This is a genomic window from Streptomyces sp. VNUA24, assembly GCF_029167005.1.
GTDB classification, from domain to species: domain Bacteria; phylum Actinomycetota; class Actinomycetes; order Streptomycetales; family Streptomycetaceae; genus Streptomyces; species Streptomyces scabiei.
In genome coordinates, this window is the sequence record NZ_CP119143.1 from 6,313,084 (window position 1) to 6,326,679 (window position 13,596).

Annotated in this window: 12 protein-coding genes; 2 read left to right on the forward strand and 10 right to left on the reverse strand. The window is 72.1% G+C overall.

Annotated features, from left to right (window positions below; translation table 11 throughout):
* Window positions 1–58: 58 nt before the first annotated feature.
* The 6 genes from PYR72_RS27100 to PYR72_RS27125 form a co-directional block, all read right to left on the reverse strand.
* Window positions 59–1,162, reverse strand: a complete 1,104-nt coding sequence (locus tag PYR72_RS27100) for a GNAT family N-acetyltransferase (RefSeq protein WP_275460524.1) — start codon at window positions 1,160–1,162, stop codon at window positions 59–61.
* A 29-nt stretch (window positions 1,163–1,191) separates the two neighbouring features.
* On the reverse strand, window positions 1,192–2,448 hold the full coding sequence (locus tag PYR72_RS27105; protein ID WP_275457723.1) for a Cmx/CmrA family chloramphenicol efflux MFS transporter: 1,257 nt from the start codon (window positions 2,446–2,448) through the stop codon (window positions 1,192–1,194).
* Window positions 2,449–2,492: 44 nt separating this feature from the next.
* Window positions 2,493–3,170 carry a hypothetical protein gene (locus PYR72_RS27110; protein ID WP_275457724.1) on the reverse strand — a complete coding sequence of 226 codons (678 nt, stop codon included), beginning with the start codon at window positions 3,168–3,170 and terminating at the stop codon, window positions 2,493–2,495.
* Between the two features lie 184 nt (window positions 3,171–3,354).
* Window positions 3,355–4,161, reverse strand: a complete 807-nt coding sequence (locus PYR72_RS27115) for an SGNH/GDSL hydrolase family protein (RefSeq protein WP_275457725.1) — start codon at window positions 4,159–4,161, stop codon at window positions 3,355–3,357.
* Window positions 4,162–4,241: 80 nt separating this feature from the next.
* Window positions 4,242–4,901, reverse strand: coding sequence for a response regulator transcription factor (locus PYR72_RS27120; protein ID WP_275457726.1), 660 nt, complete (start codon window positions 4,899–4,901; stop codon window positions 4,242–4,244).
* Window positions 4,902–5,009: 108 nt separating this feature from the next.
* On the reverse strand, window positions 5,010–6,773 hold the full coding sequence (locus PYR72_RS27125; RefSeq protein WP_275457727.1) for a histidine kinase: 1,764 nt from the start codon (window positions 6,771–6,773) through the stop codon (window positions 5,010–5,012).
* 141 nt (window positions 6,774–6,914) lie between these two features.
* On the opposite strand from PYR72_RS27125, the gene PYR72_RS27130 reads away from it, so the two are divergent.
* A complete protein-coding gene (locus tag PYR72_RS27130) occupies window positions 6,915–7,523 on the forward strand; it encodes a hypothetical protein (RefSeq protein WP_275457728.1) in 609 nt (202 codons plus the stop codon).
* Between the two features lie 3 nt (window positions 7,524–7,526).
* Here PYR72_RS27130 and PYR72_RS27135 read toward each other — a convergent pair whose 3' ends face one another.
* From PYR72_RS27135 to PYR72_RS27145, 3 genes are all read right to left on the reverse strand, one after another.
* Entirely contained in the window at window positions 7,527–10,838 is a 3,312-nt protein-coding gene (locus PYR72_RS27135; protein WP_275457729.1) for a S8 family peptidase, read from the reverse strand.
* Window positions 10,839–10,928: 90 nt separating this feature from the next.
* A complete protein-coding gene (locus tag PYR72_RS27140) occupies window positions 10,929–11,090 on the reverse strand; it encodes a hypothetical protein (protein WP_275457730.1) in 162 nt (53 codons plus the stop codon).
* Between the two features lie 132 nt (window positions 11,091–11,222).
* Window positions 11,223–11,543, reverse strand: a complete 321-nt coding sequence (locus PYR72_RS27145; protein ID WP_275457731.1) for a DUF397 domain-containing protein — start codon at window positions 11,541–11,543, stop codon at window positions 11,223–11,225.
* 71 nt (window positions 11,544–11,614) lie between these two features.
* Here PYR72_RS27145 and PYR72_RS27150 point away from each other — a divergent pair, with 71 nt between their 5' ends.
* Complete coding sequence (locus tag PYR72_RS27150; protein WP_275457732.1) at window positions 11,615–12,313, forward strand: copper homeostasis protein CutC; 699 nt, start codon at window positions 11,615–11,617, stop codon at window positions 12,311–12,313.
* A 23-nt stretch (window positions 12,314–12,336) separates the two neighbouring features.
* Here the strand turns inward: PYR72_RS27150 and PYR72_RS27155 are convergent, their stop codons facing one another.
* Window positions 12,337–13,455 carry a hypothetical protein gene (locus tag PYR72_RS27155; protein ID WP_275457733.1) on the reverse strand — a complete coding sequence of 373 codons (1,119 nt, stop codon included), beginning with the start codon at window positions 13,453–13,455 and terminating at the stop codon, window positions 12,337–12,339.
* Window positions 13,456–13,596 lie beyond the last annotated feature (141 nt).

Genomic DNA, 13,596 nt, shown 5'->3' on the forward strand with positions numbered 1-13,596 from the left:
GGCCCGTGCGTGCCCGGTCTGAGCGGTCCCGGCCCGTGCGCGTCCGTCCCGGCGGGCGTCAGGCGTCGAGGCGGAGTTCGTACGCGAACTGCGTCCCGTGCTCGCCGTCGCCCCAGTCGTCGCTGACCTTCTCGAAACCGGCCCGGGAGACGACGCCCTGGGAAGGCGTGTTGGTCTTCTCGACGACCGCGAACAGCGTCCGCACGTCCCCCTGCTCCCGGGCCCTTTGCCGGGCCCAGTCGGCCAGTGCCCCCAGAGCCTCGGTCATGTAGCCGCGCCCGCGAGCCCCCTCGACCAGGTCGTAGCCGACCTCGACGCGGCCCTCCTCGTCCGGTGCGCCGTGGTAGCCGAGCGCGCCGACGGCGAGCCCGTCCTCCTTGCGCACGAGCACGAACATGCCCCACTCCGGCCGGTGCACCCCCGCCTCGTACCCCTGGAACGTCATCCCCGCCCCGACGCGTGTCCCGTCGACGGGCCCGCCCACGATCCAGTCGAAGCCCCCGGTGCCGCCCTCGGCGAGATCGGACGCGGCCGCGGGGTGGACGCCCTGGAGGACGAGCCGTCCGGCGTCGATGTGCAGCGGATTGCGCCACTGCCACTGCGTGACGGGCGCCCGCCCCGGCAGCTCGCCCCGGCCGGTGGCCCACAGCAGCGTCGCCCAGGGGTCGTCACCGGGCCTGACGTGCGGAAAGAGGCGCGCGAGCACGGACTCGCACAGCCCGACGGGCGGTACGTGCGCGGACGCGGGCAGCCCGAGGCCCTCGGCGATGTCGAACGTGTGCAGCAGCACCTCGGCGACCCCCATCGCCGCGAAGCCCTCACGGTCGGCCGCGCGGAACGGATACGGGTGGAAGCCGCGGACCGAGCGGGGAGTGGCGGTGACGGTGGCCGCCAGCAGCACGCCGGTCGTCCGGATCACCTCCAGGACGTCGGTGTTGTTCTCGCACTCCGACATGTCGATCTCGAACGGTACCCAGCGTGCCGTCGGCCGCCCCGCCAGCTGCCCCGCGTACGCGATCAGGTCCGAGGCGATGTGGTCGGCCGTCCCCCGGCAGCTCCACTCCAGCCGGCCGGCCTTCACGCCCTCCCAGTCCCGGTCGGCCACCGTCCCCAGCACCGCCAGACAGTGCTCGACGGCTTCCCCCACCTGATCCCCACCCATTGGTCGCATGGCGGCGAGGATAGGCGGCGTCAGACGTCCGTACGTACTGGATTTACGGCGCTGTCACCGCTCCCGGCCACCAGCCGCGAGGACCGCGTACGCCGGTGCAGGCGCAGCGACACGGCGGTGGTGCCGATCGCGGCGGCGGTGATGGCGGCGCCCGCCCAGGCGGTGGAGGCGAAGCCGTGGCCCGCGTCGATGACCACCCCGCCGACCCAGGGTCCGCCGGTGTTGCCGAGGTTGAACGCGGCGGTGGTGGTGGCGCCGGCCAGGGTCGGGGCGGCGCCGGCGACGTTGAACAGCCGGGCGTTGAGCGCCGGGGCGGTGTAGAAGCAGGACACCCCGAGGAGGAAGGAGAGCAGGACGGCGGCCACGGCGTACTGGGCGAGCAGGGCCAGGGCGACGAGGAAGACGGTGGAGGCGGTGATGCCGCTGATCAGCACCCCGAAGAGGTGCGCGTCCGCGACCCGGCCCCCGATCGCCGTGCCGATCAGCGCGCCGATCCCGAACAGCGCGAGAACCGTCGGCACCCAGCCCGCGTCCAGCCCCGCCACGTCCGTGAGCAGCGGCGCGAGATAGCTGAACGCGCAGAAGACGCCTCCGGCGGCGAGTGCCACGACGGCGATCGTCAGCCAGACCTGGCGGTCGCGGTAGATCCGGACCTCCTGCCCCAGCCGGGGCAGCTCCTCGGGCCGGGGAATGGCCGGAACCAGGGTCACGACCCCGACGAGCGCGATCGCCGAGGCCACCGCCACCGCCCAGAACGCCGAACGCCACCCGAAGTGCTCCCCGAGGAACGCCCCCGCGGGAACCCCGAGCACGTTCGCGATCGACAATCCGCCGATCATGATGGCCAGCGCCCGCGCCCGCGCGTTCACCGGCACCATCGCGACGGCCACGGCCGCCCCGACCGCCCAGAACCCGGCACAGGCGAGCGCGCTCACCACGCGGGAGGCGAAGAGGACGCCGTAGTTCGGGGCGAGGGCGCCCGCGACCTGCCCGAACCCGAAGATCGTGATCAGCGCGACGAGCGTCGTACGCCGGGGCAGGCGCAGGGTCGCCACCGCCAGCAGCGGCGCCCCGACCACCATCCCGATCGCGAAGGCCGAGATCAGCAGCCCCGCCCGGGGGATCGACACGTGCATGTCCTCGGCGATGGGCGGCAGCAGCCCCGACAGCATGAACTCACTGGTGCCGAGCGCGAAGACGGCGAGGCCGAGGACGTAGACGGACAGGGGTATGCGGAAGCGGGCGGCGGGGTCCGGAGCGGTGGTGGGAGAAGACATATACAGGGGCAACCGAGGACCGGCGGGCCGCATTCCCCCTGTTCCTACCCGGCCGGTTCCGTCAGGGCCGCCAGTTCGGTGCGGAGGTTCCTCCGCGCCCGGCCCTCCCACTCCCGCTCCCCGTACGGCGTCCTGAACAGCCGGGGCAGGTCCAGGAGCTGGCGCAGCACCGCCGCCCGGCCCTCGCGGAACGCCTGGTCCGGCACGAACCCGTACTCCTCCCGCACGGCGGCGGCGTAGGCGGCGTACGCCTCCGGCGGCGACGCCAGGATCGCGAGATCCGCGTCGCACAGCACCTGCCCGTTGGTGTCGTCGTCGGCCGGATCGTGGGTGATCGTCAGCCGCACCAGCCGGGCGACCTCCGCCACCTTCTCCGCCGGCACCCCGGCCTCGGTCAGCGCCCGCTCGGCGAGCCGGGCCGACCGCTCCTCGTTCTCCGACCGGTCGGGCAGGTACACGGCGTCGTGGAACCAGGTCGCCAGCCGCACGAGATCCGGGTCCGCCGCGAACTCCTCCAGCACCTCGATCCGGTCCAGTACCGCCGTGAGGTGGTCGAGGGTGTGGTACTTCCGCTGGGGTTCCGCCCACCGTTCGATCAGGTTGTCGGCGTACGGCTCCGGCGCGGGCCCGGGGGCCCCGTCCCGGGCGGAGAGCAGCGCGGGCAGCCACCGGTGGCGGAGGGCTTCCCGGCGGGCGTCGACGGTGTCAGGGTCGGGCGGCATACCCGCATTGTGCCGTGTCCGCGCGACCGCGCGACCGCGCGACCGCGCGACCGCGCGACCGCGCGACCGCGCGACCGCGCGACCGCGCGACCGCGCGACCGCGCGACCGCGCGACCGGGCGACCGGGCGACCGGGGCCGGGCTCAACCCCCATGGCTGGGCCCGGCCGTACGGTCACCCGGGGATCAGCCCCAGGTGGCGAGGAACTTCGCCGCGTAGCCCTTCTCCTGGCCCGCCGCGTTGGGGTGGAAGGTCGCGGCGGTCTCGGTCAGGTTGACGCCGTGCAGCCACGGGTCGGTGCCGCACGCGCCGTGGCCGCCGAACGGCTTGCGCATGTCGACGAAGTAGGCGTTCTGGCCGGCCGCCGCCTTCTGGGTGCCCTCGGCGAGCGCGTCGGCGAAGCCGTTCATCGCGGTGCGCTTGCGGGGGCTGAGGTCGATCGGGGAGCACGTGCCGGTCGAGGACAGGGCCTTCGGGTAGCCGAAGACGAGGATCAGCGCCTTCGGGGAGCGGGCCTTGATGTCCTTGTACAGGGCGGTGAGTTCGTCCACCATCTGGTTCCTGGCGTAGTACGACGTCCACATCGTGACGCTCTCGCAGTAGCTGTCGTCCTTGGTGAGGCAGGCCTCGACCACCGGGGCGAACTGGGCGTCGTTCCCGCCGACCGTGAGGGTGACCAGGTTCGTCGTCGGCTTCAGCGCGGTCAGCTGCTTCGCCCGGACGTCAGGGATCTTCGCCCCGCTGCACGTGACGTCCGTCAGCTTGTACTCGGGGTTGGCCGCCGCCCACAGGCGCGGGTAGTTCTTCGTGCTCCGCCTGCAGTCACCGCTCGCCGGGTCGTACGAGCCGGCGCCGACGCCTGAGGCGTACGAGTCGCCGAGGGCCACGTACTCGGCGGTCGGGGCCGCCGCCTGGGCCGGGGCAATGGTTGCCGTGAGCGCTCCCGCGAAGGTCATCAGACCGGCGGTGACGGCCGAGGCTAATCTGCGCATGGGTTTCTTCTCTTTCACTGTTCTTCTTCAGCTCTTCTTCAGCGTTCTTCTGTCGTCGGTGAGTCGGTGCGCCGCGTCGCTCAGAGCCGCGGGGGGCGCAGACCGGCGTCGCGGGCGAGGAGGGCCGCCTGTACCCGGTTGTCGCAGTCCAGCTTGTTCAGGATGCGGCTCACGTAGGTCTTCACGGTGGCCTCGCTCATGTGCAGGCGGCGGCCCGCGTCCGCGTTGGACAACCCTTCGCCGAGGAGCGCGAGCACGTCGCGTTCCCGTGCGGTCAGCACGTCGACGCGGCGCCTGGCCGCCTCCGCGCGGGTCGATTCCGGGGAGGCGAGGGCGTGCACCACATGACGGGTGGCCGCCGGCGAGAGATACGCGTTCCCCGCCGCTGCCGCCCGCACGGCGTGGATCAGTTCGTCGGGCGCGGAGTCCTTGAGCAGGAAGCCCACGCTGCCCTGGCCGAGGGCGCGCAGGACGTTGTCCCGCTGCCCGAACGTGGTCAGGATCAGGGCCCGTACGTGCGGCGCGACCCGGCGCAGTTCGCCCAGGGTCGTCAGCCCGTCCATCACCGGCATCTGGATGTCCAGCAGGGCCACATCGACGGCGGTGCTCCGGGTGCTCTCCACCGCCTCGCGGCCGTTCCCCGCCTCCGCGACCACGTCGATGTCGGGGGCGGACATGAGGATCATCCTGATCCCGGCCCGGATGAGCGGCTCGTCGTCGGCGACGAGGACCCGGATCACTCGGCCTCCTGCGCGGTGTCGGTCGGGGAGCGGATGGCATGGCCCCGCCATCATGCCCCGATCCGGTCCGACAGGTCGCGCTCAAGATCCGACAGGTCGCGCTCAAGGTCAGACCTCGTCCGTGAAGGTCTGCTTGTCCACCAGTTTCCCGTCGCGGAAGCAGAACCGGAAGAAAACGCTCGTGAGAGCGTCGGGGTCGTCGGACATGAAGTGGAGGCAGGTGGCGCCCTCCGGTACCGGCGGGCCCTGCTTCTCCAGGCCCTCGGTCAGTACCGAATCCCCGTCGGGCAGCTTCTCCCGCAGCGCGGACTCGGGATCGCCGATCTTCGCCGCCTCGTACACGCTCGGCGAGAGCGACACCTTCTCCGCCTCCTTCATGAGTTTGCCCAGCCCCCATGCGCCGAGGCCGAGCACCCCCACGACCACGACGACCGCCGTGACGGCGCAGCCGATGGCGATGTTCTTGCCTTTGCTCATGGTGGCGGCCAACTCCCCTTGTGGATCAGTTCGGTCGATGACCGCTCCACTGTCGTCGGCCGTGCCTGCTCCGGACTGCCCCACAAAGTCGTCGTCCTGATCGACGAAAGTCGCGCCTCCGGTGTCGTGAGGGCCTCCGGTGCCGTAGGGAAGGATGCCCGCGACGCGGAAGCCGCCGTCGGTGCCGGGGCCCGTGTGCAGCATGCCGCCGACGAGCCGGGTCCGTTCCCGCAGGCCCTCCAGGCCCCGGCCGCCGCTGACCGGTGCGGGCGTGGCCTCCGGCGAACTGGCGGCCGATACGGGGCCGTTGGCGACCTCCACCACCAGGCTGTCCGGCTCGTAACGCAGGGCGAGGGTGATCGGGGCGCCGGGGGCGTGCTTGAGGGCGTTGGTCAGGCCCTCCTGGGCGATGCGGTACGCGGTGTGGTCGGCGGCGGGGGCCAGGGGGCGTACCGTGCCGGACCTGCGGAGGTCGACGGTGGCGCCCGTCGCCCGGGAGGATGCGACGAGGGCGTCGAGGGCGGCGATCGTTCGGGAGCCGTGCCGGCCGTCGCCCGGGTCGCCGGTGCCGGGGCCGGTGCCGGGGCCATTGTCGGCCTCGGGAACTCTCCTCGCTCGTCCGTCGGTTCGGCCGCGCTCGTCCCTCTCCTCGTGGAGGACGCCCACCGCCTCCCGCAGTTCCTCCATCGCGGTGACGGATGCCTCGCGCAGGATCCGTACGCCGTCCCGCTGGCGTTCGTCGAGGTCGGGGTCGACCTGGAGCGCGCCCGCGTGGACGCTGATCAGGACGAGTTGGTGGCCCAGGCTGTCGTGCATGTCCTGGGCCAGGCGGTTGCGTTCCAGGAGCCGTGCCTGCCGTGCCACCATCGCCTGCTCGCGCACGAGTTGGTCGTTGTGCCGCCGCAGCACGGCCAGCAGCTCACGGCGTTGGGCCCGGTAGCGGGCGATCATCGCCGGTCCGACCGACAGCAGCAGGAACAGCCCGGTGGTCAGCGCGACCGCCATGGGCCACGACAGCGGATCGGCCGCGGTGACCGCGGTGTGGACGGAACGCGCGCCATGCAGCACGAACGCGGCGGCGAACACGGCCACCGCCCGCCAGGGTCCGACGACGCGGCTGCCCGCCGACCAGCTCACGCACATCAACAAGGGTGTGGCGGCGTCCAGTTCACCGGCCGCGGCGGCGGTGACGAGCAGGACCGTCGCCGGCAGCGAGCGCCGGGCCGCCGACAGCACGGCGACCCCCGCGGCGACGGCGAAGCTGCGTACACCGAACCCGGCCACCGCCGCGTCCAACTGCCCCGCGAGCCACGCGAGAACACCCGCGAGCACGACCTCCCCCGCGATACGCCGACGGCTCCGGAGTGCGATGTGTGCGGTCTTTGCCTCATCCACGGGCCGACGATAGGCGGCCTCCGCACGGGGCCGCGTCCTCCTCCGGTCGTAGCGGCGAACGACGAAAGAGGGCTGATCCCCCCTTGCCCTCACGACGACGATGACGTGCCGGGAAGCAGCGGTACGACAGGGGGACTCCACGTGAGGGACGACGAACAGCTCCAGGGGCACGCGCGTTTCACCATCCGGCAGAAGACGGCCCGTACGGCCAACCAGTACGTGGTGACCGTGGCAGGGCCGGGCGACCGCGAGGGGGAGGTGGTCGCCTTCGCGCGGCGGAAGGTCATGTCGGCCAAGGAGGAGGTGACCATCTACACCGACGAGTCGAGGACCAGCGTGCTGTGCACGTCCGAGGCCCGTCAGGTCGACGGCTTCGGCGCCGTCCACGACGTACGGGACGGCGCCGGTGCCGTCATCGGCTCGTTCCGCGAGCGGCCCGTCGTCTCGCTGGTGCGCTCGACCTGGGCCATGGAGCAGCCGGGGACACCGGAGCTGACCGGCCGCGAGCGCAACAGGGTGGTGGCCCTGCTGCGCCGGGTCTGGGAGTTCCTGCCGTACCTGGAGTACGTGCCCTTCCTCTGGCCCTACCACTTCGACTTCACGGCGACCGGAGGAGCAAAGCGGCTGATGTCGCTCGACAGGAAGTTCGGCCTGCGCGACCGGTACGTGCTCGACATCGGTTCCGCCGACATCGACCGCCGTCTCGCCATCGCGCAGGCCGTGGCACTGGACACCCTTGAGGACCGTTGACGCCTACCGGAGCAGGTACGCCTTCACCACGGTGACCTCGTAGGTGTTGCCGCTCTTGTCCGTGAGCTTCGCCTTGAAGGAGACCGACTCGGCCTTCTTCGGGTGGTTCAGCACGAGGCTCCGCTCACCCTTCTCCGTGGTGACCGGGGCCTTGGTCCACTTCTTGCCGCCGTCGTAGGAGACCTGGACGGCGAGGGACTTGAAGTCCTTGGCCGCGGGCCCCTGGAGGGTCAGCGGGACCGTGAACCTGCGGCCGGCGGGCGCGCTGCCGGCCAGGTCCAGCTTGGGGGCGAAGCGGACCGAGGAGAGCGGCAGCGCCCGGTAGAAGTCACCGGTGACCTTCTTCGAGGTGAAGGTCCAGGCCGCGACGAGACGGGTGCTGACCCCGGCGACCTTCGTGGAGCGGGTCACGTCCGTGCTGACCCGGTACGTGGCGGACCGGGACGGCAGACCGCTGAGGTCCTGGCAGAGCGGCCCCGCCTCGTCCACGATCTTCTTGCCGTCGACGGTGACGGCGGAGCGCCGCCCGGTGGTCGCCGACTCGACGTAGTTCCCTGAGCCGTCCGCGAACTCCCCTATGCAGACACTGAGTTCATTGCCCCAGCGCATGGCGGTGTTGTACTTGTCGATCTTCGGGCTGAACACACCGACGTTGTGCGTCCGCGTGTACGTCTTCCCGGCCTGGTAGGCCCGAACGGCGGGTTCGGACACGTAGACGTCGAAGTCGCCGCTCGCTCCGGGCCGGAGCTGCATCGTGCTGAAGCCCCACTTGACGCCCTTGGGCGCGTTGACGTACGCCTTCGCGGTGGACGGCAGGGCGAACGGCTTGCTGAACGTCCCGTTCGCGGCCCCCGAGCCCGTCTCCCAGGTCGGGATGACCACGCCCTTGGCGTTCTTGACGGAGGCGCCGATCCCCAGCTTCACCAGGGCGAGTTCACTCGCGGCGACCTTGCGGGTGAGCCCGGTGAACAGCGAACCGCTCCGGTCGTAGACCACGTTGTACGTCGTACTGCCCTTCTGCCAGGTGCCGCCGACCTGCGAGCCGAACTCCTTCGCCGGCAGCGTGGCGCCCACATGGCCGGTGCGGAACCCCTTGAAGGAGGCCATCTGCCAGTCCGAGTTGTGGAAGAAGGAACCGGTCTCCAGGGAGTACCGCACGAGCGTCTGCACGCTCTTGGCGGACCCCGGCACGGTGATGTCCACCGGCTTGGCCTTACGGGCGTCGAAGGTCACCGTGGTCTTCTTGGTGACGGTGAGCTTCGGCTGCGTCATCAGCGCGAGATCCGGGTCGGCCGCCGCCCCCTTGGGCGTCCGGACCACCGACTCCAGCAGGTAGGTCCCCTTCGGCACACGGGCCTTGACGACTCCGTCGCCGTCGGTGTCGTACAGGTCCTGCTGGAGGTCGACGTTCTGGCCGAGGACCAGCGTCCCCGACTGCGAGGGCCTGCCCTCGGTGTCGACGTACTTCAGGGTGAGGTCGTACGCCTCCGCCTCGCGGTGCACGGCGAAGGAGGTACGGACGCGCTGGCCGCCCTCGGTCGCGCGGGCGACGAGCACCCCGGCGAACACGCCGTCCTGGCTGCCGATCCGGGTGTCCGCCGTGACGTCGACACCCGCGGTGCCGCCCGCCGGGACGGTGATCCGGTCGGCGCCGACGGTGAAGAAGCCGGCCGGTGCGGGCTTGCCCTCGGGCCCGGTCGTCCCGGTCGTCGACAGATCGAGGGTGACGGGCTCGGTGCCGTCGTTGCGGTAGCTGATCCGGCGGGTCACCGGCTTGTCGTCGGCGTGCGGCCACAGCTGCGTGCCGAGGTTCACCGAGGACTGCTCGCCGGCCACGGTCTGCGTGATCGCACGGGCCAGGTCGGTCCGCCCGGTGCCCTGCTGGAACGGTGACAGACGGGCACCGGGCTCGGTGGAGGAGGTCAGCGCCCGCTTGATCCGCTCACCGGTCCAGTCCGGGTGCTCCTGCGCGAGGATCGCCGCCGCGCCCGCCACGTGCGGGGTCGCCATCGACGTACCGGACATCGACACATAGCCGGGGATGGCCGGGTCGCCCTCGGTACCCTGGGCGGCCTTCGCCGCGACGATGCCGACACCCGGAGCGGTGAGGTCCGGCTTCAGCGAACCGTCGGCCGTGGGGCCGACGCTGGAGAACTCCGCTATGGCGTCCTTGCGGTCCACCGCGCCGACGGTGAGCGCGGAGGGCGCGCTGCCGGGGGAGCCGATGGTCTCCGCCTCCGGGCCCGAGTTCCCGGCCGCGATGACGAAGAGGGTGCCGCTCTCGGCGGAGATGCGCTCGACGGCGTTCTCCAGCGGGTCGTTCGTCGCCGAGTCGTCGCCGCCGAGGGAGAGGTTGGCGATCCTGGCGCCCTGGTCGGCGGCCCACTGCATGCCCGCGATGATCCCGGACTCCGAGCCGGAACCGTCGTCGCCGAGCACCTTGGCGTCCAGGATCCGCGCGCCCGGCGCGACCCCCTTGTGCGTGCCGCCGGACCTCGCCCCCGACCCCGCCACGGTCGACGCGACATGCGTGCCGTGGCCGACGCGGTCGACGGTGCTGCCCGACCCCGAGAAGTCCTTCTGCGCGATCTCGACGTTCTTGAGGTCGGGATGCGTCTCGTCCACACCGGTGTCCAGTACGGCGACCTTCACCTCCTTGCCGTCGTACCCGGCCCGCCAGGCCGTCGGGGCGCCGATCTGCGCCGTGCTCTTGTCGAGGGTCGCCTCGCGGCGGCCGTCCAGCCACACATGGGCGATGCCCGGAGCCGCCGTCAGTGCCTGCCCGCCGCGCCGCTCGGCCGTGAGCGCGTCCCAGACCTCGGCCGCACCGCTCTTGGGCGCGCTCAGCGCCTCGCCGCCGACGGCGGGCAGCTCGCGGCCCACGCGGACGTCCGTCTCCGCGATCGCCGCCTGCGCGGTGGCCCGCTTCTTCGTGTTCTTCGTGTACGAGACGATCAGCGGCAGCGTCGCCCGGTGCGCGTCGTCGTACTCGGCCTTGAGCAGCCCCGTCACGTCGAACAGCCGACGGTCCACCGTGCCCTGCCCGATCAGGGGGAGCGCGTCGGCCGGCAGGACGTACGTCCGGTCGCCCGTCCGCCGCACGGCCATCGGGATGTCCTCGCGGCCCTCACCGGGCTGCACGCGGGTCACCCGGCCGGCGGCGTCGACGTGCACGCGGTCGCCGGATATCAAGGTGACGACGGCTCCGGCGCGCCCCCCGCGCGCCTCCGCCATGCTCTCCGCCTTGTCGGCGGACGCGGCCCCCGAGGTACCGCCCGCCACCGTGAGACATGTCGTGACCAGTGCGGCGACCATGGCCGCACCCCTGCTTCTTCTGTACCGCAGCACAGCTCTCCCACCCCTGGAAACGTTGACGAATTGCCGAGAAAAGACGGTCCCGAGGCGTCAGGCGTTGCCCAAGTGGACGCTCCTCATGGGCCGTTCGACGGCCCAGCGGTACGCGGCCCCGATCACGAGGGCGAGATAGCCCAGGGCGGCGGAGTTCAACAGCTTGCGGCACAGGGCCCGGGACAGGGAGCGGGACGAGGAACGGGGCGAGGCAGTCATTTTCTGAACTCCGTTGCGACTACGGGACGTTGACCATTGCGGTGCTGCTTGCGCTGAGGTCGACGATGTCGTCTCGGAGAGCCGGGCACCTGAGTACGGCTACCTAGGTTCTGCTCCGTGATCGGACGTGACTTACGAGTACGTCCGCCTCACGTTCCCCACGAAACGGGACCAGGCGGCGGCCCGGAACACGAGGACACCACCGGCGGGGTTCTTGCTGGCGCGGACGGGGACGCGGACGGGGACGAGTGCTCGATCAGGGCGCTCACGATCAAGGACTGGGCGCCGATCCTGGTCCCCGGCCTGCTCGGACGGCGGAGCACACGTGGGCGGTGGTCCGGGCCTACGACCCGTTTCCGGCGGAGGAGCGTCCAGGTTTCCGCATCCTGCGCGTCCCGGCCTCCAGCATCCCCCGGTCGTCCGGGTGCGGGACGTGACGGCCTCGTCCGACATCCCCGCCTGTTGTAAATTGGACTAGACCTGTTGTCGTCCATGTGAAGCCGAAGCCCGACGGAAGGGGCCCCATGACCACGCGCGCGCTTCTGGAGGTGATCGCCCTCGATGCCGAGGACGCCGTCGCCGCCCAGACCGGTGGTGCCGACCGGCTGGAGCTGGTCGCGGACATGGGGGCCGACGGACTCGCCCCGACCGTCGCGACCTTCGTGGAGGTGCGGGCCGCCGTCGACATCCCCGTACGGGTCATGCTGCGGCTCACCGACGGGTTCGCGGCGGGGCGCGTGGACGCGCTGGTGCGGGTGGCGCGCGAGCTGCGGGCGGCCGGGGCGGAGGAGTTCGTGCTCGGGTTCCTGGGCGAGGACGACGGGCCCGATCTGGGCGCGGTGGAGCGGGTGGTCGCCGAGCTGGACGGGCGGGCGTGGACGTTCCACCGGGCGATCGACCGCGCCGCCGACCGGGAGGCCCTGCGCAAGCAGCTCGCGGACCTGCCGGGTCTGGACACGTACCTGACCGCGGGCTCGGCGGACGGGGTCGACGACGGACTCCCGGTGCTGCTGGCCGAGGCCGCGCGGCGCGGCGACCCCGGCTACACCCAGCGCCTGATGATCGGCGGGGGCCTGCGTCTCGACCACCTCTCGCGCCTGCGCGCCGCCCGCGTGGACGCCTTCCACATCGGAGGCGCCGCCCGCCCGCAGGGCTGGGCCACCCCGGTCGCCGCCGACGCCGTACGCACGTGGCGTACGGCCCTGGACGCGCGCCGCGGGTGATATGACGGCGGCCGACCCGCCGGTCACCGCCCGTGCGAGGGGAGTGTGGCCCGGCCGCGTCCCGTGTCGCCGAGGTCCTCCCGCAACCGGGCCAGCAGCGGGGCGAGCTGACCGTGGGTCATCTTGCGCAGGCGTCCCTCGTGCGTCCAGGCGCTGACCGCCGTGGGGTCGATGAGTACGATCTCGGGGGTCCAGTCGGCGCGGAAGCGGATGACGGCCTGCATGAGCGGGACCCACTTCAGCCGGTCCGGGTGCTGGAAGCCGGGCAGGGGAGGAAAGGCGGGCGGCTGCCAGTCGGGGCCGTGGACCTCGCGCAACTCCTCCTGGCGTTCGATCAGTTCGTACTCGGCGGCGAGCCGGAAGTGGTCGTACTCCTGCCGCAGGTCCGTCCCCTCGCGGTCGCCGTAGAGGAGCACGAGCACCGACTCGGGGCGGCGCAGGCGCATCACCTCGGTGAGTTCCCACAGCGTGCCCGCGCTGGTGCCGGCCACGAGGAGGACGAGGCGGGCGTCCGTGATCAGCGAGGTGACCGTGGGCTGCCAGTCCCCGAGGGGGAGATAGAGACGGCGAGAGCCGGGCAGCGGGAGCGCCTCGTCGGGCTCTCCCACGGCGAGGGGGCGTCCGAAGCCGCGGAAGGTCCGGCACACCCCTTCCTCCAGGGTGAGCGAACTGCCGTTCACCAGCGCGCCGCCCGTCCCCGTCCAGCGGCTGAACGCGTGCCGCATCGCCGTGCCGGTGACGTCCTCCGCGAAGGGGCGCAGGTAGAGGACGTACGGTTCGCTCCTGGCCTCGTCGAGCGAGCGGACCACGCGGACGTGATGACGCCGACCCTGACGCCGCATGCGCATGCCCACCGTCAGCGACACCGCGCCCCAGAGCCCGATGCCCAGGACGATCAGGACGTTGCGCGGCACGGACTCGTCGGCGACGGGGACGAAGACGGTGTTCAGCCGGCTGGCGGCCATGATGACGAACAGCCCGCCGCAGAACGTCCCGGCCAGACCGACCAGCCGCAACCCGCAGCCGAGCAGCGGGCGTTGACGCCGACGGGGGGTCCCGAGGGGCGGAAGGCCGACGGGCGGAGTGGGGGAGGGCGGGACGGGTGGCACGGGCGGGACGGGCGGACCGTGGTGATCAGTCATGCAAGCCACTGGACCGGAGGCCGTGGCCGCCCGCAATCGAACCGGCGCGGCCGAGGGGGGATACGGCCCCGGATTCGCTCTTTCGTGGCACGTACCGGCCGCCCTCGCCGCCGCCCGCTCCCCGGCGGCCATGATGAACCG

What these genes read in the sequence shown, in the direction of transcription:
- PYR72_RS27105 (WP_275457723.1), bottom strand. Translation starts at nt 2,448, where the DNA reads ATGTCTTCTCCCACCACCGCTCCGGACCCCGCCGCCCGCTTCCGCATA.
- PYR72_RS27140 (WP_275457730.1), bottom strand. Translation starts at nt 11,090, where the DNA reads ATGACTGCCTCGCCCCGTTCCTCGTCCCGCTCCCTGTCCCGGGCCCTG.
- PYR72_RS27155 (WP_275457733.1), bottom strand. Translation starts at nt 13,455, where the DNA reads ATGACTGATCACCACGGTCCGCCCGTCCCGCCCGTGCCACCCGTCCCG.
- PYR72_RS27150 (WP_275457732.1), top strand. Translation starts at nt 11,615, where the DNA reads ATGACCACGCGCGCGCTTCTGGAGGTGATCGCCCTCGATGCCGAGGAC.
- PYR72_RS27135 (WP_275457729.1), bottom strand. Translation starts at nt 10,838, where the DNA reads ATGGTCGCCGCACTGGTCACGACATGTCTCACGGTGGCGGGCGGTACC.
- PYR72_RS27115 (WP_275457725.1), bottom strand. Translation starts at nt 4,161, where the DNA reads ATGCGCAGATTAGCCTCGGCCGTCACCGCCGGTCTGATGACCTTCGCG.
- PYR72_RS27110 (WP_275457724.1), bottom strand. Translation starts at nt 3,170, where the DNA reads ATGCCGCCCGACCCTGACACCGTCGACGCCCGCCGGGAAGCCCTCCGC.
- PYR72_RS27100 (WP_275460524.1), bottom strand. Translation starts at nt 1,162, where the DNA reads ATGGGTGGGGATCAGGTGGGGGAAGCCGTCGAGCACTGTCTGGCGGTG.
- PYR72_RS27145 (WP_275457731.1), bottom strand. Translation starts at nt 11,543, where the DNA reads ATGTCGGACGAGGCCGTCACGTCCCGCACCCGGACGACCGGGGGATGC.